This is a genomic window from Vibrio sp. LB10LO1, assembly GCF_010092875.1.
GTDB classification, from domain to species: domain Bacteria; phylum Pseudomonadota; class Gammaproteobacteria; order Enterobacterales; family Vibrionaceae; genus Vibrio; species Vibrio campbellii.
In genome coordinates this window covers 1-21,318 of record NZ_JAADJW010000043.1, presented here as the reverse complement: position 1 = coordinate 21,318, position 21,318 = coordinate 1, and the positions used below count along the sequence as shown (strand labels likewise).

The following is a 21,318-nucleotide window of genomic DNA, read 5'->3' as shown; positions in this document are numbered from 1 at the left end:
GTAGTAATGCGTAGCCTTAATCTTATCTTCCAAAGCTGGGTCGTTGAGCAGTTTAATGTGCAGAAAACCGTTTATGAGCAGGCTTGGAACTGCAAATCTAACTGGCTCGGGCGCTGTTTGCTTTCGTTTTGGTTTTCGCTGAGTTTTATTTTCTTAAAACCAATGATCGGCGGTGTGCCGTCTTGGAAGTTGCCTCTCGTTTATTTCCCACATGTTAATTATGCAGCGCCAAGACTATTCGACCCGGTTCGTTTCGTTATCCAAAGTGTTTGGTTGCTATGCTTCAAGCAAAACCTCAATGCATCTTGGTCGAAAAAGCTCGGTGATTTTTCTCTTCATATCGCGGAGCAAGTTCGCAACGCGTTTTATCTGCCATTTGAGTTGGTAGCGAAAAGCGTTCGCTGGTTGGAAAAGACCGCTAACCAAGTCAAAGACCCTGAGGTCCGTGAGCGCATCAAAGCGAGCAAACCAGCAATGGCACTCAATTACATTCTTTTGTTTGTAGTCGTTCTCATTGCTTTGCTGTGTTTTACCGTCCCATTTGGTTATGAGGCGCAGACGGTGTTTGTATTGCTTCTGTGGGCATTAGCCATGATGGTAAGACGCATGCCGGGTCGCTTCCCGACGATGCTGCTGATCATCTTATCTGTGACCGCTTCTTGCCGTTATCTTTGGTGGCGTTACTCTTCAACCTTAAACTGGGATGATCCTGTTGCTTTGGTTCTGGGTGGCATTTTGCTTTTGGCAGAAACCTATTCTTGGATCGTATTGATGCTGGGTTACTTCCAGAATATTTGGCCACTCAACCGAAAGCCCGTTTCTATGCCGACGGATCAATCTACTTGGCCAACTATCGACCTGATGATTCCTACTTACAACGAAGATCTCGATGTAGTGAAAGCAACCGTGTATGCGTCGATGGGGGTGGACTGGCCAAAAGACAAATTAAAAATTCACATCCTTGATGATGGTAAGCGAGATAGCTTCCGTGATTTCGCCAAGAGTGTTGGAGTCAACTACATTCGAAGGCCGACGAACGAGCATGCCAAAGCCGGTAACATTAACTATGCACTAAAGCAGACGGATGGAGAGTTTGTGGCGATCTTCGACTGTGACCACATTCCAACTCGAGCATTCTTCCAGCTCACTATGGGCATGTTCCTCAAAGATCCGAAGCTCGCGCTGATTCAAACTCCGCACCACTTTTTCTCTCCGGATCCGTTTGAACGTAACTTGTCGAACTTCCGCAATGTGCCTAATGAAGGCAACTTGTTCTATGGATTGATTCAAGACGGTAACGATTTATGGGATGCGACGTTCTTCTGTGGCTCGTGTGCCATTTTGCGTCGTGAGCCGCTTGAAGAAGTCGGTGGTATTGCGGTCGAAACCGTAACGGAAGACGCACATACCTCATTACGCATGCACCGTTTGGGTTACCGCTCTGCTTATCTCAAGCAGCCGATTTCAGCGGGTTTAGCGACTGAAACCTTATCAGCGCACGTCGGGCAACGTATTCGTTGGGCGAGGGGGATGGCGCAGATTTTTCGGGTCGACAATCCGCTCACTGGTAAAGGGCTCAAGCTGTCCCAGCGGCTTTGTTACATTAATGCCATGCTGCATTTCTTATCCGGTATACCGCGTATTGTGTTTTTGATTGCACCTCTGGCGTTTTTGTTGCTGCACTCTTACGTCATTTACGCACCAGCATTGGCGATCATCCTGTACGTTTTGCCGCATATGATCCACGCCAGTATGACCAACTCACGCATGCAGGGTGACTATCGTTACTCCTTCTGGGGAGAAGTGTATGAAACCGTGCTTGCTTGGTACATCGCAAGACCAACCACCGTCGCTTTGTTTGCGCCTCATAAAGGGACATTCAATGTAACGGCGAAAGGGGGCTTAGTTGAAAACTCGCATTACGACTGGGTGATCTCTCGACCGTATTTGGTGCTCGTGGCACTGAATATTCTTGGTTTTACCGTGGGCCTGTATCGAATGGGGTGGGGGCCCCAGGATGAGGTCGGCACTGTCATCGTGAACTTAGTATGGACGATGTACAACTTGCTGATCTTAGGTGCAGCGGTCGCGGTTGCGGTAGAAGCGAAACAGGTACGAAAAGATCACCGCGTAGAGGTGGCAATTCCTGTTGCGGTGAGATTGCATTCTGGGCATTTGATTCAAGCTCAGATGAAAGACTTTTCTTTAGGGGGCGTCCGCATAGAAATCGATGGAATGGATGAACAAACTTGTCAGTACCTACTCGGTCAATCACTGGAAGTGATTCTGAATCGTGGTGGTCAAGAATTCGTGTTCCCGATGACCGTCGCCTATGCTCATAAAGGCATCTTTGGTATGCAACTCAATGAATTGTCGCACCAACAACAAATCCAGTACGTCCAGTGCACGTTTGCGCGAGCAGATACATGGGCGAAATGGCAACAAGGCTATCAAGCAGATAAGCCACTATCGAGTATGCAAGCCGTGCTACAAGTCGGCTTCAATGGATACAAGCGCTTGCTACAACACTGTCCTAAATTTGTCATGGCCAGTGTGGATGCTCTTTTATTTTGTATCGAATTTATTTGGTCACTTAGACCTCGCTATGTCCCAACCAGGACCCAAAGTCATGCTAAATAATAAAAAACTAACAGCGTTGACGACGGCAGTCACTCTGATGTGTATGTCGGGCAGTCTCGCGGCACAAGAAGTAAAACAGCAATTGTCGGAACCTCACGCTCAGCAACAAGGCGCGGAAAATGCCACTGTCTTTAAGCGCGTGGTTCCATTTACTCAACTGGGCTACAGTGGCTCAATTGCGATTCAAGGTAGCGAAGCGAACGCTTATGTCGGCTTTGGCTCTCGCCTTGATGAGGTCGTGTCTAAAGCCACTTTGTATTTTGACATCACGCCTTCACCCGCGTTGCTTGCCTTGGTTTCTCACGTCAAAGTGTATTTGAACAATGAACTCATGGGTGTTGCGTCCATTGTTGATGGCCAACAAGGCAAAAAGCTTAGCCTTTCTATGCCTTTAGATACGCGTTATTTCAGCAACTACAACCAAATTCGTTTTGAGCTGATTGGCAATACTCACAAAGATTGTGCGAATCCGAATGATTCGAGCATTTGGGCAGAGATCAGCCAAAGCAGCCGTATCGAAATGTTCGTGCAAAAGACGCAGTTGGAAAGCGACTTGAGTCTGCTGCCTGCCCCATTTTTTGATGTACGCGACTTTAGCCAACTCAACTTACCGGTTGTGATGGGCGATAAATATGACTTAGACGAAGTGAAAGCCGCTGGTGTTTTGAGTTCCTACTTTGGCTCTTTAGCAGCTTGGCGTGGGGCGCAGTTCCCTTTGAGTTTCGACACCTTGCCAGAGCGCAACGCCGTAGTGTTTATCACCAACGATAACAAGCCAGAGTTCTTAAAAGATTTTCCGGACACTGATGGCCCTCGTTTACAGGTGATCACTCATCCAACTGATCCTTACGTGAAGTTACTTTTGGTGATTGGCCGTGATAGTGCAGACCTCAATACAGCCGTACGTGGTTTGGCATTGGGTAACCAGATTCTTACTGGACCAATTGCTAAGATCAACGAGGTGAAGCAAATCAAACCTCGCGTGCCCTATGATGCGCCAAACTGGGTGAGCACCGATCGTCCGGTTGCGCTTTCTGAGCTTGTCGAGCAAAAGAGCATGCTGCAAGTGGAAGGTCGCACACCACCACCTATCAGCGTTAGCCTACGTTTGCCACCAGATCTATTCACTTGGCAAAGCCGCGGTATTCCAATGGATCTGAACTACCGTTACTCACCACCGACAGAAGACCATTCAGGCTCTCGTCTAACACTGAGCATCAACGATCAATTTATTGAAGCGTTTAACCTCACAACAGAAGGTCAGGGTGGTGATTCCAACCGTGTTCGCGTGCCTTTGTTGGATGACAGTTTTCTCAGTTCTGCCGATCAGGTTCGTATTCCCGCGTTTAAAGTTGGCAGCAAAAACCAAATCGACTTTGAATTTGGTTTTGCCTCGGTTACCGATGGACAATGTCAGGTTACTCAACCGAGCAAACAATATGCTGTTGTAGATGGAGACTCTACGCTCGACTTCAGTGGCTTCCCACACTATATCGAAATGCCAAATATGCGTGCGTTTGCCACATCAGGCTTCCCGTACACACGTATGGCCGATCTGTCTGAAACTGCGGTAGTCGTTCCTAAAAATGCCCCAAGAGAGGCGTTGCAGACATTTTTAAACATGATGGGTTCGCTAGGTGCTGACTCTGGTTATCCGGGGATTCAGATTCAACTAACGGACCAATGGGATGCAGAGACACTAAAAGACAAGGATATCTTAAGTATTGGCGTTGTGCGTTCATTGGAAGAAGCGGCTAACGACCCAGAGCAAGTTAACCTCGTGGTCGAAGCCGGCGAACGTCAAATTCGTTTGCCAAGTAAGAATGAGCAACAACTTGGTATGAACTGGATGAGCCCTAGTGATGCTAACCAAGTCCCTGCCGATTATGTCTCAGTTGAAGCTGATGGTTCCTTTGCTGCGATATATGGCATGGAGTCGCCATACACAAGCAATCGTAGCTTGGTGTCAATCATGGCCGCACACCCAGCAGATTTTGCCTCGGTGGACAAAGCGCTCTCAGATTCGGGGAAAATTGAGCACATGTTTGGCTCTGTGGTGACGTTAAGAAACGACGAAGTCGCAAGTTATAACGTAGGCTCTCATTACTATGTTGGTGAGCTCCCTGTATGGCAGTTGGTTTGGTATCACTTCTCAAATCACCCAATTGTCGTGGCTTGTTTTGCCGCGATATTGATGGTGATTGTCACTATCGTGCTGTGGCGTGTGCTACGTCAAGTGTCGGCTAAGCGTCTCGAAAAAACGGAGGAAGAGGAAGAATGAAAAAGCTGATAGCACTCATGATTCTGATGGCTTCTCCTCAACTCTGGGCAAGCACGTGTGACTGGCCTCAGTGGGATACATTTAAGTCGGTTTATATTGAACAGGGAAGAGTAGTAGATGGCAGCGATGAGCGCATGATCACTACGTCTGAAGGCCAGTCCTATGCGCTGTTCTTTGCATTGGTTGCCAATGACCGAAAAGCCTTCGCCGAAGTGCTTAAATGGACTCAAATTCATCTGGCTGGTGGCGATCTAACGGCAAGGGTGCCGGCTTGGTTGTGGGGCAGAAAAGCGAACGGCAGTTTTGGTGTTTTAGATACCAATGCAGCATCGGATTCCGATCTTTGGATTGCGTACGCTTTAGTGGAAGCAGGTCGATTGTGGGATAACTATTACTACCAATCGCTTGGTCATCTGCTTGCTAGTCGAATTTTACGTGAAGAAACTGTGTCGATTGATGGCGTTGGTAGCGTGTTGCTGCCTGCACCAACAGGGTTTGAATTTGGTGAACGCTACCGTGTGAATCCGAGTTATGTGCCGTTACAGCTGATTGCACGAATGGAAGCTCTGTATCCGCAGTATTCATGGGATAGTATGTATAAAGCGAGCGCGCAGATGCTAACGCAAACCATGCCAAAAGGTTTCAGCCCTGATTGGGCAACGCTTAGTCAAGGCCAGTACAGTGCTGATTCGGTGACTGGGCCAATTGGCAGCTACAACGCCATCCGTACCTATTTATGGGCCGGTATGCTTGATGACCAAGTTGCGGAAAAAGCGTCACTGATTCAGCAAATGCAGCCCTTTGTCGCAGCGACTAAAGCACTTGATGCGCCACCACGAGAAGTGAATACAGAAACAGGTGAATACACTCAAGTTGGCAGTGCTGGATTTTCTGCCGCTGCATTGCCTTTGCTGGCGGCGTCTGGTGAGTCTGAGCTGCTCAAAGCGCAAGCAAGCCGAGCGCAGCAAGAGCTTATCTCGGACAGAAACGACCACTACTACGACAATGTCTTGAGCTTGTTTGGCCTAGGCTGGCATCAGGCGCGTTACCGCTTTGGCAAACAAGGTGAACTGTTGCCTGCATGGAGCGAGCAATGCCAAGAATAAGACGCGCTTCGTGGTTAATTCCATTGGCCATGATGGCGAGTGGAGTTTACCCCGTTCACGCGCAAAGTTTCAGTTCAAAACCGCTGAGCCAAGCGCAGTTAGCCGCGGTTTATCAACCGATCGAAACGGTTCAGTTCTTGACCTCTCTTGCTCGAGTGAACTCGGTAGAGTGGTTGGTTGAACAGCTTAAGCTGGCGGATGCGATAGGGCGTGACGATATCGTTGAAAGTACCCTTGAGCGTTTGTTTGCGATTGAGGAAGGGAACCCGATTGGCTTGTATTACCAAGCCAATATGTATTTAAAGCGTAAACAGCCGGAGCTTGCCAAGCAGACGTTTCAGCGTTTAACCAAACAATCGCCAAACTCTCCGCAAGCGAAAGATCTTGCCGCCATAATGGCTCTTCAGGGAGATAAGAAAGGCGATTACCAGCGAGCGAAGCTGCTTGCTAAATCTGGCCGTTACGAAGAAGCCATCAAAGCGTATAAAGCTATTTTCCCAAACGGCATGCCCTCGGCTGCCTTGCAGTTAGAGTTTCTTCAGCTGCAAAGCAATCTTGATGGCAGTTGGCAGACTGTTAAACAAGGCCTAGAGCGGTTGAATGCAGACTACCCGGGTGTGCCTCAGTTTCAACTCGCATTGGCAAATCATATCCGCAAAGAGAATCCCGCTGACCCATGGATTTTAGATACCTACAAAAAGCTCGCTTTAGCCCCAGTCATTGGCAGCAGTGCGGCGACATCTTGGTTGCGTGCCCTCGACCAACTGCCGATTTCAGAACAAGTGGTTCAACAATACGCGATTCTAGCGAGCTACTATCCTTCGGACCTAGAGATTCAACGTGCTAACCAAGGTGCGAAGCAACGTTGGGAAACCGAGCAAGACCTGCGTAAGGATCCAACCTATCTTGCCAAATTGAAAGGTCTCAAACTGCTGGATGAAGACAAAACTTCGCAAGCTGAGAAGCAGTTGCGTTATGCGATGACGACGCGTCCAAACGACCCAGAAATATTGGGTGGGATGGGCAAGGTATATCTGCGTAAAGGTCAGCAACAAAAGGCGCTTGAGTATTTTGAACGTGCACAGCAGCTAGATAAAGATCCAGATAGTGCCTCTAAATGGGCCACTTTGATTGAAACCTCGCAATATTGGGCGTATTTGGATCAAGGTGATGCACTGGCCGAGAAAGGGCAGTTTAAACAAGCTGAAAGCCTTTACCGTAAAGCCATTCAATCCGATAAAACTCAGCCTTACGCTTTTACCTCTTTGGGGGCGCTTTACTTAGAACAAAAGAACTATGCCGCGGCAGATAAAGCCTATATCCAAGCACTCAAACTTGAGCAACTCAACGGCTCTGCCTTACGTGGACGACTCGATGTTCGTATTGAGCAGCAGGATTGGGCGGGCGCGGAGTCGGTTGCGCAGCGTTTTTCTCCAGCGCAAAAACAGGTAGTGGCTGAGAAAATCAATGGCATTCAATCTGAAATCATTCTTGCTCGTTTGAGAGTTGCTATCGCCCAGAATGATCAAGTGGGTATGCAATCTGCGGTGGAAGCGTTGATTGCCTTAAAACCGACTTCGCCATGGTTGAGGCTGGATATTGCTGGTGTTGTTCGTTCTATGGGGGACAAGCAACGTGCAGATGCCCTGATGGCTGAGTGGACCGCATCCAGTTCAGACCCTGAGATGAAGTTTGCTCATGCCCTGTATCTCGCGCAAGATTTCAAAGTCGAAGAGGCAATTTCTGAGCTAGAAAGCGTGCCCGAGAAAGCGGTCACGCCTTCCATGCAGCGCAATTTGACTCGATTAAAGCTCGATGCTGAATTACAAGATATTCAACAGCGTTACCTTGAGGAGCCAGCGTCTGTGCAAGCTAAGTTGCATGCGTTGGAGCAGGACTATCAAGGCCAAGTACAGGCATTAGCACGTCTTGCTGGAGCGTGGGTAGAGATCGATCAAGCCGTTGAAGCTGAAAGAATTTATCGAAGCCTCGAACAATCACCACACTGGTCTCGCGATGAGCAACTCGCTTACGGCAGTATGATGGTGAGTTTGAATCAGTTTGAAGATTTTGACCAATGGTACGAGCAATTAGTGCTGAGTTCGGATGAGCAAAAGGTAAGTGCTTCTGAAACCTTGCAATTTGATGAGCTGAAAACACGTCGAACCTTAGCGCAAGCGGATTTGTTACTTGCTAACCAGCAACCAGAGCAGGCAATGGCGTTATATGACGGTGTTTCATCTAAACCTGAGCCATTCAAAACGCAAGCTCAGGTCGGGATGTTGCAAGCCAGCGCCCAGAGTGGAGATGAGGCAACCTATCACGACTTGCATCTGATCTTGAATAAGAAGCGTGACACGCTGAATGCTGCTCAGCTGATGACGGTTGCTTCGGTATTCAATCAACTTGGTTACCGCAATGATGCGAACACCCTGAACCGCTTGCTCGATGACGTGCAAGGTGCTGATGCTTTGGCTTACCGAGACAGCATGTCGATTGCGATGGACAATCAGCAATGGAAGTTAGCTGAAAAACGAGGTTACCAAGCGCTAAATAGCGACCGAATTGAAAAAAGCGCAAATCCGAACAAAGCCCAGCAAGATACTCTCACTTTGCGCGAGTTGTATGACACAGCGGATGACTACTGGTTGACTCGCAATGTTAAGTCAGACATCGATACGCTCCATGATCGTAGTGATGGTCATGTGCTTATTGGTTGGGATTACAGTGCCCGTGACGGGCTGAATGCATCTAACCAAGTGCCAATCGAAGCGCGCATTCCTATCGAATCACTCGACGGTCACTTGTTGCTGAGAGCGGATTATGTCTCTGTCGATTCTGGTGAGCTAGATTATTACGAGAAAAAGGGAGGCTTTGATAGCACCTCATTCCAAGATGAAGCTTCAGGTATGGCACTTGGTGTAGGCTGGCAAGCCAAAGATTGGCAAGTGGATATCGGCACTACACCGATTGGTTTTGATCATACTACTTGGGTTGGTGGCATCAGTGTTGATGGCGATCTTGGGGACTTTGGTTGGACTGCAGAAGCGTCTCGCCGACCAGAGACCAGCAGCACACTTTCTTATGCTGGAATGACGGTACCGAGTGGAACCAGCGATCCTCAAGGCAAAAAATGGGGTGGTGTGGTTCGCACTGGTGTTAAGCTCAATTCAAGCTGGGATATTGGCGGCCCTTCCGGTTTTTGGAGTAGCCTGCAATACCATGCTCTGACGGGGGAAAACGTTGAAGATAATACTCGTCTCGGTGTGCTGGGTGGGGCTTACTACAAACTGATTGCTACGGATGACCAGCGTTTGAGTATCGGCACCAACTTGATGTACCTCGATTACGATAAAAACTTAGGTGAATACACGCTTGGGCATGGCGGCTACTACAGCCCGCAAAGTTACTTCTCTGTATCACTGCCAGTGAACTATTACGGTCGTTACAACAGTACATGGTCGTATCAGCTTAGCGCTTCTATTTCTAATTCATGGACGCAAGAAGATGCGCCTTATTTGTCTACAGGTGACACTTCTGAGCGAGGTGGCGGTTTTGGTGCCTCGCTGCAAGCAGCCGTTGAGAAACGAGTGAGTAAACGCTGGTACCTTGGTGCGCTAGTGGATTTGCAGCGTTCAGAGTTTTATACGCCAAACCATTTCATGCTTTACGCCAAGTACACCTTTAATGATCGTTGGCAGCCAATAGAATTCCCACCAGCGGTTCCAACACTATACAGTGATTTCTAGTGCTAGCGATTGGTTGAACAAGTGTTTTGAGAAATCGCAGAAACACAAAAGGCCGGAGGTTTTCCGGCCTTTTCTATTCAAGTTCTTTAACTTTACGAAGGTTTGATTAGTACAAAATCGAGTAAAGTTGACGGCGGTATTTGCTTGCCAATGCGTTACCTTGGCCAAGTGCGCTCAAGATATCCATAAAGACTTTCTTTACTTCACCGTCTTGTGCACCAAGGTTAGCTTTGAGAATGTTCCAAAGCAGCTCAAGTGCTTCTTCATCACGGCCGACTTGGTTGTATTGAACGGCAAGCTCACACGCGAGTTCTAAATTATCAGGGTTTGCGGCTAGCTCTTGTTCAAGGCGTTGAAGCTCTGGGCTATCTGCGGCTTGAAGATGTAGATCTAACTTAGCGATCAAACCTTTGTAGTAGTTGTCTTGGTATTCCAGTGGAATCGTACCCAACAGCGTTTGTGCCAATTCAAACTGCTTGGTTTCCAGTAAACAATCTGCCATCGCTAGTTTGACATCACCACGGTTTTGAAGCTCTTCCGATAACGTTTGTAGAATAGCCAAAGCTTGAGCATGCTCGCCTTGATGGAGCAGTTCGCTGGCTTGCTTCAACTGCATTTCATCTTGACTTGGTAGATGCTTTTGCAGCATTGCCGTAATCGCGTCAATTGGCTGAGGGCCACCCATCCCATCGACTGCTTGACCATTCATAAACAATGCGATGGTCGGTAGCACTTGTACGCCGAATTGAGAAGCAAGAGTAGGCTGCTGTTCACAGTTCAATAGAGCAAGGGTGAAAGCGCCGTTGTATTGCTGAGCCAGCATTTGTAATTCAGGAATCACTTGTGCGCTTTCTGGTTGAGCACTCGCCCAAAAATGAATCAACACCGGCGTGTTCATTGATCCTTCAAGCGTTTCACGGAAGTTTTGTTCTGTTAACTCAACGATAAATGGGGATTGCATCAGAGTATCCTTGCTTTTTGTTTCTTGTCGTTGATTGTAGATATGGAGTTGATATTTGGGAAATTCAAGCGATAGAAAGGAAAAACGCTGCCGAAGCAGCGTATTCCTGATAGCAAGCGAAAGTGCTATTAAATTTGGCAAGTCCAGCACGGGTTAAAGAGCCTTGTTAGACGTTATAGTTGTGTGCTGGGTGTGGTATCAAAATAGGATGAACATGGTCAACACTACACCCACACTAAGCCAGTTAAGCTGATTTAATGTCATTATTGTCTCGTGAAAATACAAAACAGAAAGGGTGGCGATACCAAATCTAAAGTGAGTATCCACATCGCGTTCAGGCTCGATGGATGAAGATGCTAACCTAGAAATTGATTCGAACATTGAGGTTTTCTTAACCTACATGCTCATAATGACATCACATTGTTACGGTAAAATTACATTGTGATAAAAAGTTTTTATGCTGCTTGTCGCAAAATTTTATCAAGAAGACGAGTGGGTAATAGGCGCTTTAAAACGGCAAAGACTTTGGTTGGTGTGGTGATTCTGTAGCGAATCTTTGGCTTATCACTGGTGAGTGCGTGAAGCACGGGCTCAATACAAGATTCAGCAGGAAGCACAAACTTGTTGTTCGACTTGTCGTTATCTAAACGCTGCTTTTGGCCCTCGTAAGCTGCTCTATGGGCGCTGCTTTCCACATCAATCCATTGCTCAAACGCCTTTAAGGCATTTTGTCTAAACTGGGTCTCTATCGGCCCAGGTTCGATCAATGCTACTTTGATGTTGGTGTCCATCAATTCCAAACGTAGGGTGTCTGTCCAGCCTTCTAGCGCGAACTTTGAGGCGTTATAGGCACCACGATACTTCATAGCGGCAAAGCCGAGTACGGAACTGTTTTGGATGATGCGCCCTTCACCTTGTTTACGCATGTGCGGTAGCACTTCTCTTACGAGTTGGTGCCAGCCAAAGAAGTTGGTTTGAAATTGTGCTTGAAGGGCCACTGTCGGCAAATCTTCCAAAGCACCCGGTTGGCCGTAAGCGCCATTGTTGAAGACGGCATAAAGTTTACCCTCAGCCAACTCGAGCGCTTGTGCGACGCCGGACGAAATACTCTCAGGTTCATTCAGGTCCAGCTTAATACACGTTAGGCCCTCGTTGGTTAGGCGTTCAATGTCTTGGTCTTGTCGGCAGGAAGCAATGACGTGAAAGCCTTCCTTTTGCAAAGCGTGGGCACATACGTAACCGATACCGGTAGAGCATCCGGTGATAAGAACAGACTTTTTCATAGTTTAGGGCTCACTGAGAGTTCGTGAGCCTTATGATTCAACAACTTCTATCTTGAAGCAAGTTCTTGAGTGCAGGCTCCACTCGGGAGTAACTGAATTTAAAGCCAAGCTCGGTAAGCTTTTTCGGTTTTGCGCGTATGCTATCAAACAGCAGGCAAGAGGATTCCCCCATTGCCATCTTCATCACCCATTTCGGGGTGAACAATATATGCGGACGCTTAAGAGTCTTGGCCAATGTGCCACTAAAAATTTTGTTGCTAACAGGGTGAGGAGCGCACAAGTTGAACTCGCCATGCGCATGCGGTGTTTCGAGTAAGTACATGATGGCGCGAACCATATCCAAGATATGAATCCAAGGCATGTACTGTTTACCGCTTCCCATCGGCCCACCTACACCTAGTTTGTAGGGCATCAGCATTTTTGCCAACGCACCTCCATTTTGACCGAGGACAACACCAGTACGAATTAAACACACTCGTGTTTGTTCAGATTCTGCACGCTTGGCAATTTGTTCCCAACGAGCACATACATAGTGTGCAAATGCCTCACTATTTACGTGTAAGCACTCATCAAACGGGTGGTCTTGCTGGTCACCGTAATAACCTACGGCAGAACCACTAATGAACACCGACGGTGGCTCAGTACTCGCATGAATCAGTTCAACAATGCGCTCGGTCACTTTCCAGCGACTGTTGCAGATGATTTCTTTTTGTTCCTGGCTCCAGCGTTTGTCTGCGATGGGCTCGCCCGCAAGGTTGATCACCGCGTCAACATCGTTGAGATCTTCCAGTGAATCGAGGGAATCAAGGTATTCAATATTACCGACATCGGCATGCTGAAGTCGCTGTTTTGCCTGCGCGGGGGTGCGCGTCAGCAAAATGACTTGATGAGTGGTGAGCATTTTGAGTAGCTCAGAACCAATAAAGCCTGTTCCGCCAGTCAGTAGTATCTTCATGTCGTCCCTTTGAGTGTGAAACCATTCAGACATTATAGTCGTTAACCGTCTTGCATGATCATATCAATGACTTGCAATGTCGATTTTATTATTAGTTCCTAACGAGTTAGAAGTGTTTTCTTCCCAAGCGGTGCGAAGTTCACAGTTTTAACAAGTGTAACAAAATGTTATCAGGCTTTGAGTGTTGCTCACACTTAGCCCAAAGAAACTGTGCCATGCTGATTTTAAAAGAAGAAGGCACTCGGGTAGGAGGTGTGTATGGAAGCATTTATTGCTCTGTTTCGAGCCTTACTCAGTAGCGCCCGTGACCTACTGCCTATCGTTGTTGTTATCACTTTCTTCCAACTTGTTGTCCTTCAAGAGCCACTCCCCAATCTTGTCTCAATCTTATTTGGTCTCCTTCTTGTGATTCTCGGTTTGACCTTTTTTATCTTTGGTCTGGAGCTTGGCTTATTCCCTATCGGTGAAAATATGGCGCAAGCTTTTGCCAATAAAGGCAGCGTCTTTTGGCTCTTGATTTTCGCATTCTGCTTGGGTTTCGGCACCACCATCGCTGAACCTGCTTTAACGGCGGTTGCAGAGGAGGCGTCGGAAGTTGCAGCTGAAGGTGGCATGATCGCTAATACAAAGCAGTCGATGGAAGACTACGCTGATGGACTGCGTTTGACGGTTGCTTTGTCGGTGGGGGTAGCGATTGTGTTAGGTGTGCTGCGGATTCTAAAAGGTTGGCCGATTCAGTACATGATCATCGGTGGCTATATCGGTGTCGTGATCCTTACAGGGTTTGCGCCTGAGTCGATCATTGGCGTTGCTTACGACTCTGGCGGTGTGACGACGTCTACCATCACGGTGCCACTGGTAACAGCCCTTGGTGTTGGCTTAGCCTCGGCGATTAAAGGGCGAAACCCGATGATTGATGGCTTTGGTTTGATCGCGTTTGCCTCGTTACTGCCGATGATGTTTGTCATGATCTATGGGATGGTGGTGGCATGATTTCGTTTGCACATTTCATCGATACCTTCGTTTCTACCATCAGCGATGTGGTTCCCATTGCGACGATTATCTTCGGCTTTCAATTGGCGGTTTTACGTCGTCCCATCTCTAATTTACCTAAGGTATTGCTCGGTTTTACTTACGTCATTCTGGGCTTGTCACTGTTTTTGCTTGGGTTAGAAATGGCGTTATTCCCATTGGGCGAAACCATGGCAACTCAATTGACGGCACCGGCTTTCTTGATGGAATTTAAAATCTCCATTGGCCAAGCTCTGAGCTGGATTGATTATTACTGGGTGTACATCTTTGCTTTCTTTATAGGTTTTAGCACCACCATTGCAGAGCCTTCTCTCATTGCTGTTGCGATTAAAGCCAATCAAGTGTCCGGCGGCAGTATTAGTGTTAACGGATTGCGTATCGCTGTGGCTTTGGGCGTGGCCTTCGGCATTGCACTTGGCAGCTATCGAATTGTCGTCGGCGACCCGATTCATTACTACATCATTGCTGGTTACATCGTAGTGGTGATCCAAACCTTTTATGCCCCCAAGCTGATTGTGCCGTTGGCTTACGATTCCGGTGGCGTCACGACGTCGACCGTAACGGTACCTTTAGTTACGGCCCTTGGTTTGGGATTGGCATCGACGGTTCCGGGACGAAACCCAATGATTGATGGCTTTGGCTTGATTGCCTTTGCCAGCTTATTTCCAATCATTTCAGTGATGGGCTATGCCCAGATCACCCAGTGGTTGAACAAAGAGACCGCGGAGGAAAATGAAAATGCGCTTTAAATTGATTCTGGCCTTTGTAGAGGACAGTAAAACCGACAAGGTGCTTGATGCAGCTCGTGAGGCAGGTGCAACAGGAGCGACGGTTATTAATAATGCACGAGGACAGGGCTTAAACCAAAAGCGCACCTTCTTTGGTTTGACGCTGGAAGTGCAGAAAGACGTCTTACTGTTTGTGGTGGAAGAGCACTTATCAAGGCATATCTTGGAGACCATTAGTGACGTCGGAGAGTTCGACCAGGAGTCTGGCCAAGGCATCGCAGTGCAAATTGATGTTGAAGATGCGGTTGGCGTCGCGCACCAAGTAGAAAAACTGACCAAAGTGGTAGAGGACGAGTTATGAGTAATCATGAGCTGATTCGAGTCAGAGACGTAATGGCGGCAACGTACATCATTGTCGATGGATTAATTACAGTACACGAAGGCATAACACTTGCGAGAAAGAGTGAAGTGAAAGCGTTGGTGGTAAAAAAACGCCATGAAGATGATGAATACGGCATTGTGTTGATGAACGACATTGCTAAAAAAGTCTTGGCGAAAAATCGCTCACCGCAGCGGACTAATATCTACGAGATCATGACCAAGCCGGCACTGTCCGTCGACCCAAACATGAATGTTAAATACTGCGCTCGTTTGTTTGAGCGCTTTGGTATTAGCCGTGCGCCAGTGATCGAAAACGGAGAAGTGATTGGTATGGTGAGCTACAACAATATCGTGATCAATGGGATGGCCCGGGAAGCCTTGTAACCGTGTTTGCTGAGAGGCTCAAGTGCAAACAGGCTGATAATTTTTCTCAGGTCAGCGACATTTAGCAAAGCCCCTGCGAATTGCTTAGTTGTGCCATTGCATATCTGCAATCTGAGGCTTATTCTTTGAGAATTAAAGAATAATTGAGGATGTCATGTCATGCCGCTAGTTGCTTGTCCTGTTTGTGAAAAACAAATTTCAAAACGAGCTCATACTTGCCCCGGATGTGGTGAGCCTGATCCGCTCAACCATTTAGCGAAGTCGAAGTTTCTATCGTTCATTTTTTGGATCGTTGTTTTAGCTGGTGTTGGCTATGTCGCTTGGTTCTATCTAGTGCCAATGCTGGTGGAAATGCTACGCAGCCATTAATAGGTACTTAGGTTGAGCTTCTATAAGAATGCCGTAGAATAGGCTCATATTTTTTGAGGAGACGATGTCGTGAAACTATTTTTTGCCTCAGACTTGCACGGCTCTTTGCCAGCAACCGAAGAAACTATTCAGCTTTACTTGGCCTCTGGTGCCGATCATCTCATCTTGTTAGGGGATACACTAAATCATGGGCCAAGAAACCCTATCCCAGAAGGGTACAACCCACCGCAAGTCGCTGAGTTACTGAACCAATACAGCGATCAGATTATTTCTGTACGTGGTAACTGTGACAGCGAAGTTGACCAAATGCTGTTGAGTTTCCCGATGATGATGGATTATGCGTGGATACTACTCGAATCTGGTAAGCGCATGTTCCTTACTCATGGGCACTTGTACAACAGTGCAAAACGTCCACCACTGCGTGAAGGTGACATCATTGCTCATGGTCATACTCATGTGCCTGTTGCCGAAATGCAGGATGGGGCAGTGATCTTCAACCCTGGTTCGCTGACTTTCCCAAGAAATGGTTTGTCGCGTAGCTATGGTCTACTGGAAGGCAACACACTCACGGTGCAAACCCCAGAGGGTGAAGTGTTGGCTCAAACCACGATTTAATCAGCGAGCCATAGAGCACATAAGATATCAAACAATAGGGAGCCACTGGCTCCCTATTTTGTATCTGAATGGCCTAAATCACGCTCTGGGTCGATGATGTCTCTTACTCGTTGTTTAAGGACCTTAGCCTCAGGAAAACCGCCGTCTTTTTTACGCTCCCAAATTTGCGTGCCGTTGCAGAAAATCTCAAAACGACCACCTGTGTCAGGATGCAAGCTGACGGTCTCAATTTCTTCACTGAACGTATGAAGCAGCTCTTGCGATAGCCAAGAAGAGCGCAACATCCAATTGCACTGGCGACAGTAGTAAATGTCTATAATGGCTTTATCCATTTCTCATTTCCTTTCTCTAAAGACTAAAGTAGCAGTTTGATGCCGACTGCAAAGGTGAGGACCTCAAACGCAATCTTGATAACGCGATTGCTGTATCGAGTTGCTGCCCACGCGCCTAAACTACCACCTAAAAATGAACTCAATAACAGCACGGGTAGCCATGCCCAATGAATCGGAGCGCCTGCTTGTACGATGGCAACACCACCAATACCATTCCAAAACAGACCGACACAGATCATGGTGTAAGCCACTGCTTGTTTGTAATCGTAACCAAACCAGCGCACGAGGAACAGCGTCACGAGGAGACCTGAACCTGCAGTTAGCGAACCATTCACGACGCCTATCAGCATCAATCCTAATCCGCCGATGACCCAACCCAATGTGTCTCGATGAGTCGCAAGCTCGACTTGGCCAAGTTCTTTTTTAAAGCGGGAATAGATGCCAAGAGCAAGGATCATCGCGCCAAGCATTTTCTCTGCGATATCGTCAGGTATTTGGACAATCAGATTTGCACCAATCACGACACCAATACTGCCGACTAGAATCAGATAAAGCGCGATCTTCGGTTTTATTGTGCCGGCTTTGAGGTGCGTGCTTGCAGCGCCAAGCCCCAGCGCGACGGAAGCCACTTTGTGTGTTCCAAGAGCGACAGGAAAGGGTAAGCCGAGAAAGATCAATAATGGAAATTGCAATAATCCTGCACCGCCGCCAGAGAGAGAAGCGAGTGTATTTGCAACGAGAGAACCGAAGAAGAGAGTGAGAGTATCTAGCCAATCCATGCGAAAAATAAAGGGGCCACCTTGGCCCCTTATCATTGAATCAAAATCAGTTTCTAAACAGTACCGTAGAACCGTGGTTCAGGCTAGTCAGTAGTAGTGTTTTTTCGTTGACGACATCAATACGGCGACTTTGTTCTGCATCCAATTTAAAGATTTGTGTGATGAGACGAAGCTGTGACTCAGAGAAGTCTTTTGATTGCGATGCTGAGATATCTTTGAATTCAGAAGGCGAAACCAGCAAGTAGTTATCACTTACTTCCCAGCGACCTTTCTCAGAGATATTGATGGTTGATTCAGTATTTGAGCCTTGAGCAAACAATTGAATGTTCGCCACACGAATGTACTCACCGTTAGGTAAGTATTTCACATTCGACTCAACATTAACTTTGCGTAGTGGGCCAACTGTATCGTCTGGCAGAGTATCGGTGATGAGTGTCACCATGGTTGACTGCCATTCGTTTGAAGTCAGAACCTGTTCCACTTTTAGGTCACTGCCCCAATATAGCCAGCCACTAAAAAGGATGGATACGGCCAAAACCGCAGATGCTATTTTAATCTTCATTTCAGCCTCCCTTAGTTGCAGATGTCGGTTGGGTCATTACGACCAGCGAAAATACGCAGCGTGACATTCTCGTATGAATGATCGCTATCGTGGATATAGTTCAGAATCAGCTGGTTGTTTTGACCACCTGTCGCGATGACTTCGACTGGTGAAGATTCCGCGGCGTGGTGTTCGACATAACGTTGGATACATTGCTCAATGGAAGGCAACCAATTATTTAATTGAGGGTGGTTAATTGGCGTCATTACTGGCACATTATGGTATTCACCAATTTGACGGAATTGAGATTCTGCTGGGTTAGTCAACATCAGTACACAAACTGGCAGCAGCAAAGCAACGACAACCAAGATACGGAATAGCCATTTCGCGTTCTTCTGCGCTGGTGTTGGCTTCGGCTTTTCTACTGGAGCGGCGGCTTCTGGAGCGATGTCTGCTTGCGTTTCTGTGGTAGCTTCGGCAAATTGCTCTAAATCAACCACTGGCGCTTCGTTCTCTTCTTCTTGATCATCAATATCAGGGGTAGAGTCAGAAGAAAGCGGGCTTAAACGCTCAACAGAACAAATAAGTTGGTAGCCGCGTTTTGGCACGGTTTTAACGAATTCTGGTGATTTTGTTGAATCCTTCAACATTTTACGCAGTGTAGAGATCGCTTGAGTTAAGCTTGAGTCATCCACCTCAAAGCCTTGTTCACGCCAAACGAACTCATGCAGTTCGTTACGCGTTATCACTTCGTTAGGTCTCTCTGCCAACATGAGGAGAATACGGCTTTCGTTGCTGCCTAATCGTACAACTTCGTTGCCATTTTGTTGGTCAGCGAGCGAATTACTATTTGGGTCAAAGACGAATCTTTGAGCAAGCAGAAATTTGGTGCCGATGTTAGTCATTTAGTTCTTCTTAGGTGGATGATTCTGTAATTATAGTGATTTACGTCACGTAATAAGGCGTGCGCAAAAGGACATGTGCCACGTTTTAGATGCTTTTAGATACGTAGGATAATTAAAATTTTCTAAAAAAACACCGTTTTTAGCAATATTGACCTTGAATTTACATTTGTCAGCCACATGTTAAATGACATCTTAGTAATGCCGCTTTTATGAAGTGGCGGTTAGGGCTTTGTCATTAAAAGTCTAATTAGTTTAGATGTTATGGAGCAAACATGAGCGAAACCGTATCTCACAACAAAGAAACTCGTGGCTTTCAATCGGAAGTAAAACAACTACTTCATCTGATGATTCACTCTCTTTATTCCAACAAAGAGATTTTTCTACGCGAGCTGATCTCAAACGCGTCCGACGCATCAGATAAACTTCGTTTCCAAGCGCTATCTAACCCAGATTTATATGAGGGCAACGCTGACTTAGGCGTGAAGCTTGCGTTCGATGAAAGCGCGAACACATTAACCATCTCTGACAACGGCATCGGTATGAGCCGTGATGATGTGATTGAGCACCTAGGTACCATCGCGAAATCAGGGACTGCAGAATTTTTCTCCAAGCTGTCAGATGATCAGAGCAAAGATTCTCAACTTATCGGTCAGTTTGGTGTGGGTTTCTACTCAGCATTTATTGTTGCGGATGCGGTGACTGTGCGCACTCGCGCGGCTGGTCTCGCTGCTGATGAGGCGGTGCAATGGCAGTCTGCTGGCGAAGGTGACTACACCGTTGAGACGATTACCAAAGATTCTCGAGGTACGGACATCGTGCTTCACATGCGTGAAGAAGGTAAAGAATTCCTAAACGAATGGCGTCTACGCGATGTGATCAGCAAATACTCTGACCATATCGGTATCCCTGTTTCTATCCAAACTTCGGTTCGTGATGATGAAGGCAAAGAAACGGGTGAGAAGAAGTGGGAGCAGATCAACAAAGCTCAAGCACTTTGGACGCGCAATAAGTCAGATATCTCTGAAGAAGAGTACCAAGAGTTCTACAAGCACGTTTCTCACGATTTTGCAAATCCTCTTACGTGGAGCCACAACCGCGTAGAAGGTAAGAACGACTACACCAGTCTGCTTTACATCCCAGCGAAAGCACCTTGGGATATGATGAACCGCGATCATAAATCGGGTCTGAAACTGTACGTACAGCGCGTATTCATCATGGATGACGCTGAGCAGTTTATGCCTTCTTACATGCGCTTCGTGCGTGGCCTGATCGATTCAAATGATCTGCCTTTGAACGTATCGCGTGAAATCCTACAAGATAACAAAGTCACTCAGTCATTACGTAATGCTTGTACCAAGCGTGTGCTTACTATGCTAGAGCGCATGGCAAAGAATGATACAGAGAAATACCAATCATTCTGGAAAGAGTTCGGCCTTGTGATGAAGGAAGGCGTTGCAGAAGACATGGCAAACAAAGAGAAAGTTGCTGGTCTATTGCGTTTCGCATCTACTGAAGTGGACTCCGCAGAACAAACCGTTGGTTTGGCTTCTTATGTTGAACGCATGAAAGAAGGTCAAGACAAGATCTACTTCCTAACGGCAGACAGTTACGCTGCGGCGAAGAACAGCCCACACCTAGAGCAATTCAAAGCGAAAGGCATCGAAGTTATTTTGATGTTCGATCGAATTGACGAGTGGTTGATGAACTACCTAACAGAGTTTGATGGTAAGCAGTTCCAGTCGATCACGAAAGCGGGCTTAGACCTAAGCAAGTTTGAAGACGAAGCGGAAAAAGAAAAACAGAAAGAAACGGAAGAAGAGTTTAAGTCTGTTGTTGAACGTACTCAGTCTTACCTTGGTGACCGTGTTAAAGAAGTTCGCACCACCTTTAAACTGGCAACAACACCCGCTGTTGTCGTGACGGACGATTTCGAAATGGGCACGCAGATGGCGAAGCTTCTTGAAGCGGCAGGCCAAGCGGTACCAGAAGTGAAATACATCTTCGAAATTAACCCAGAGCATGCGCTAGTGAAGCGCATGGCGGATGAAGCGGACGAAGAAGCGTTTGGTCGCTGGGTTGAGGTGTTACTGGGCCAAGCGATGCTCGCTGAGCGTGGTTCGATGGAAGATCCTTCGCAATTCGTTGGTGCCATCAACAAGCTTTTGACTAAGGTTTAATAACTCAATACCCCTAAAAAGCTCGCGAAATGCGAGCTTTTTTTATGGTGCGCCGAGCATGGCGTTGATCTAGGAGGTGAAAGTCCTCTACGGGCTCAGT

The 21,318-nt window shown here is 47.2% G+C and carries 18 protein-coding genes; 11 read left to right on the top strand and 7 right to left on the bottom strand.

Translation table 11 applies throughout. The annotated features are described in order from the left end of the window. Positions 1-6: 6 nt before the first annotated feature. From bcsA to GXP65_RS22025, 4 genes are read left to right on the top strand one after another with little or no spacing between them, the layout of a single operon-like run. On the top strand, positions 7-2,640 hold the full coding sequence (gene bcsA, locus GXP65_RS22040; RefSeq protein ID WP_162093747.1) for a UDP-forming cellulose synthase catalytic subunit: 2,634 nt from the start codon (positions 7-9) through the stop codon (positions 2,638-2,640). Continuing rightward, positions 2,630-4,921, top strand: a complete 2,292-nt coding sequence (bcsB, locus tag GXP65_RS22035; RefSeq protein ID WP_162093746.1) for a cellulose biosynthesis cyclic di-GMP-binding regulatory protein BcsB — start codon at positions 2,630-2,632, stop codon at positions 4,919-4,921. Before bcsA ends, bcsB begins: the two co-directional genes overlap by 11 nt. Beyond that, on the top strand, positions 4,918-6,027 hold the full coding sequence (bcsZ, locus tag GXP65_RS22030; protein ID WP_162093745.1) for a cellulose synthase complex periplasmic endoglucanase BcsZ: 1,110 nt from the start codon (positions 4,918-4,920) through the stop codon (positions 6,025-6,027). The genes bcsB and bcsZ overlap by 4 nt, the downstream gene beginning before the upstream one ends. Then, positions 6,015-9,776: a cellulose synthase subunit BcsC-related outer membrane protein gene (locus GXP65_RS22025; protein WP_162093744.1), complete on the top strand. Its 3,762-nt coding sequence runs from the start codon at positions 6,015-6,017 to the stop codon at positions 9,774-9,776. Before bcsZ ends, GXP65_RS22025 begins: the two co-directional genes overlap by 13 nt. 106 nt (positions 9,777-9,882) lie before the next feature. Here the strand turns inward: GXP65_RS22025 and GXP65_RS22020 are convergent, their stop codons facing one another. The 3 genes from GXP65_RS22020 to GXP65_RS22010 form a co-directional block, all read right to left on the bottom strand. Then, a complete protein-coding gene (locus GXP65_RS22020; RefSeq protein WP_162093743.1) occupies positions 9,883-10,737 on the bottom strand; it encodes a co-chaperone YbbN in 855 nt (284 codons plus the stop codon). A 455-nt stretch (positions 10,738-11,192) separates the two neighbouring features. Beyond that, the gene (locus tag GXP65_RS22015) at positions 11,193-12,020 is read right to left on the bottom strand and encodes an SDR family oxidoreductase (RefSeq protein ID WP_162093742.1); all 828 of its coding nucleotides are present in this window, start codon (positions 12,018-12,020) and stop codon (positions 11,193-11,195) included. A 37-nt stretch (positions 12,021-12,057) separates the two neighbouring features. After that, positions 12,058-12,975 (bottom strand): TIGR01777 family oxidoreductase, encoded by a 918-nt coding sequence (locus tag GXP65_RS22010; RefSeq protein WP_162093741.1) that lies wholly within the window; start codon positions 12,973-12,975, stop codon positions 12,058-12,060. Between the two features lie 258 nt (positions 12,976-13,233). Between GXP65_RS22010 and GXP65_RS22005 the strand changes: the two genes are divergently transcribed. The 6 genes from GXP65_RS22005 to yfcE all read left to right on the top strand — a co-directional run bounded on the left by GXP65_RS22005 (position 13,234) and on the right by yfcE (position 16,484). Continuing rightward, positions 13,234-13,968, top strand: coding sequence for a DUF1538 domain-containing protein (locus GXP65_RS22005; protein ID WP_162093740.1), 735 nt, complete (start codon positions 13,234-13,236; stop codon positions 13,966-13,968). Next, complete coding sequence (locus GXP65_RS22000; protein WP_162093739.1) at positions 13,965-14,756, top strand: DUF1538 domain-containing protein; 792 nt, start codon at positions 13,965-13,967, stop codon at positions 14,754-14,756. Before GXP65_RS22005 ends, GXP65_RS22000 begins: the two co-directional genes overlap by 4 nt. Then, complete coding sequence (locus GXP65_RS21995) at positions 14,746-15,096, top strand: P-II family nitrogen regulator (RefSeq protein WP_005425459.1); 351 nt, start codon at positions 14,746-14,748, stop codon at positions 15,094-15,096. Before GXP65_RS22000 ends, GXP65_RS21995 begins: the two co-directional genes overlap by 11 nt. Beyond that, positions 15,093-15,500 (top strand): CBS domain-containing protein, encoded by a 408-nt coding sequence (locus GXP65_RS21990; RefSeq protein ID WP_005425434.1) that lies wholly within the window; start codon positions 15,093-15,095, stop codon positions 15,498-15,500. The genes GXP65_RS21995 and GXP65_RS21990 overlap by 4 nt, the downstream gene beginning before the upstream one ends. A 159-nt stretch (positions 15,501-15,659) precedes the next feature. Continuing rightward, entirely contained in the window at positions 15,660-15,869 is a 210-nt protein-coding gene (locus tag GXP65_RS21985; protein WP_005425482.1) for a hypothetical protein, read from the top strand. Positions 15,870-15,938: 69 nt separating this feature from the next. Beyond that, the gene (gene yfcE, locus GXP65_RS21980) at positions 15,939-16,484 is read left to right on the top strand and encodes a phosphodiesterase (RefSeq protein ID WP_162093738.1); all 546 of its coding nucleotides are present in this window, start codon (positions 15,939-15,941) and stop codon (positions 16,482-16,484) included. Positions 16,485-16,537: 53 nt separating this feature from the next. Here yfcE and GXP65_RS21975 read toward each other — a convergent pair whose 3' ends face one another. From GXP65_RS21975 to GXP65_RS21960, 4 genes are read right to left on the bottom strand one after another with little or no spacing between them, the layout of a single operon-like run. Then, positions 16,538-16,816, bottom strand: coding sequence for a SelT/SelW/SelH family protein (locus GXP65_RS21975; protein ID WP_162093737.1), 279 nt, complete (start codon positions 16,814-16,816; stop codon positions 16,538-16,540). A 23-nt stretch (positions 16,817-16,839) separates the two neighbouring features. After that, positions 16,840-17,595, bottom strand: coding sequence for a sulfite exporter TauE/SafE family protein (locus tag GXP65_RS21970; protein ID WP_162093736.1), 756 nt, complete (start codon positions 17,593-17,595; stop codon positions 16,840-16,842). A gap of 46 nt (positions 17,596-17,641) precedes the next feature. Beyond that, positions 17,642-18,157, bottom strand: coding sequence for a transmembrane regulator ToxS (gene toxS, locus GXP65_RS21965; protein ID WP_005534641.1), 516 nt, complete (start codon positions 18,155-18,157; stop codon positions 17,642-17,644). Positions 18,158-18,168: 11 nt separating this feature from the next. Continuing rightward, entirely contained in the window at positions 18,169-19,041 is an 873-nt protein-coding gene (locus GXP65_RS21960; protein WP_162093735.1) for a transcriptional regulator, read from the bottom strand. A gap of 272 nt (positions 19,042-19,313) precedes the next feature. Here GXP65_RS21960 and htpG point away from each other — a divergent pair, with 272 nt between their 5' ends. Next, positions 19,314-21,218: a molecular chaperone HtpG gene (gene htpG / locus GXP65_RS21955; protein WP_162093734.1), complete on the top strand. Its 1,905-nt coding sequence runs from the start codon at positions 19,314-19,316 to the stop codon at positions 21,216-21,218. Positions 21,219-21,318 lie beyond the last annotated feature (100 nt).

What these genes read in the sequence shown, in the direction of transcription:
- htpG (WP_162093734.1), top strand. Translation starts at nt 19,314, where the DNA reads ATGAGCGAAACCGTATCTCACAACAAAGAAACTCGTGGCTTTCAATCG.
- bcsZ (WP_162093745.1), top strand. Translation starts at nt 4,918, where the DNA reads ATGAAAAAGCTGATAGCACTCATGATTCTGATGGCTTCTCCTCAACTC.
- GXP65_RS21985 (WP_005425482.1), top strand. Translation starts at nt 15,660, where the DNA reads ATGCCGCTAGTTGCTTGTCCTGTTTGTGAAAAACAAATTTCAAAACGA.
- bcsA (WP_162093747.1), top strand. Translation starts at nt 7, where the DNA reads ATGCGTAGCCTTAATCTTATCTTCCAAAGCTGGGTCGTTGAGCAGTTT.
- GXP65_RS22020 (WP_162093743.1), bottom strand. Translation starts at nt 10,737, where the DNA reads ATGCAATCCCCATTTATCGTTGAGTTAACAGAACAAAACTTCCGTGAA.
- GXP65_RS21990 (WP_005425434.1), top strand. Translation starts at nt 15,093, where the DNA reads ATGAGTAATCATGAGCTGATTCGAGTCAGAGACGTAATGGCGGCAACG.
- GXP65_RS22025 (WP_162093744.1), top strand. Translation starts at nt 6,015, where the DNA reads ATGCCAAGAATAAGACGCGCTTCGTGGTTAATTCCATTGGCCATGATG.
- GXP65_RS22005 (WP_162093740.1), top strand. Translation starts at nt 13,234, where the DNA reads ATGGAAGCATTTATTGCTCTGTTTCGAGCCTTACTCAGTAGCGCCCGT.
- GXP65_RS21975 (WP_162093737.1), bottom strand. Translation starts at nt 16,816, where the DNA reads ATGGATAAAGCCATTATAGACATTTACTACTGTCGCCAGTGCAATTGG.
- GXP65_RS21970 (WP_162093736.1), bottom strand. Translation starts at nt 17,595, where the DNA reads ATGGATTGGCTAGATACTCTCACTCTCTTCTTCGGTTCTCTCGTTGCA.
- GXP65_RS22015 (WP_162093742.1), bottom strand. Translation starts at nt 12,020, where the DNA reads ATGAAAAAGTCTGTTCTTATCACCGGATGCTCTACCGGTATCGGTTAC.
- GXP65_RS21995 (WP_005425459.1), top strand. Translation starts at nt 14,746, where the DNA reads ATGCGCTTTAAATTGATTCTGGCCTTTGTAGAGGACAGTAAAACCGAC.
- toxS (WP_005534641.1), bottom strand. Translation starts at nt 18,157, where the DNA reads ATGAAGATTAAAATAGCATCTGCGGTTTTGGCCGTATCCATCCTTTTT.
- GXP65_RS21960 (WP_162093735.1), bottom strand. Translation starts at nt 19,041, where the DNA reads ATGACTAACATCGGCACCAAATTTCTGCTTGCTCAAAGATTCGTCTTT.
- bcsB (WP_162093746.1), top strand. Translation starts at nt 2,630, where the DNA reads ATGCTAAATAATAAAAAACTAACAGCGTTGACGACGGCAGTCACTCTG.
- GXP65_RS22000 (WP_162093739.1), top strand. Translation starts at nt 13,965, where the DNA reads ATGATTTCGTTTGCACATTTCATCGATACCTTCGTTTCTACCATCAGC.
- GXP65_RS22010 (WP_162093741.1), bottom strand. Translation starts at nt 12,975, where the DNA reads ATGAAGATACTACTGACTGGCGGAACAGGCTTTATTGGTTCTGAGCTA.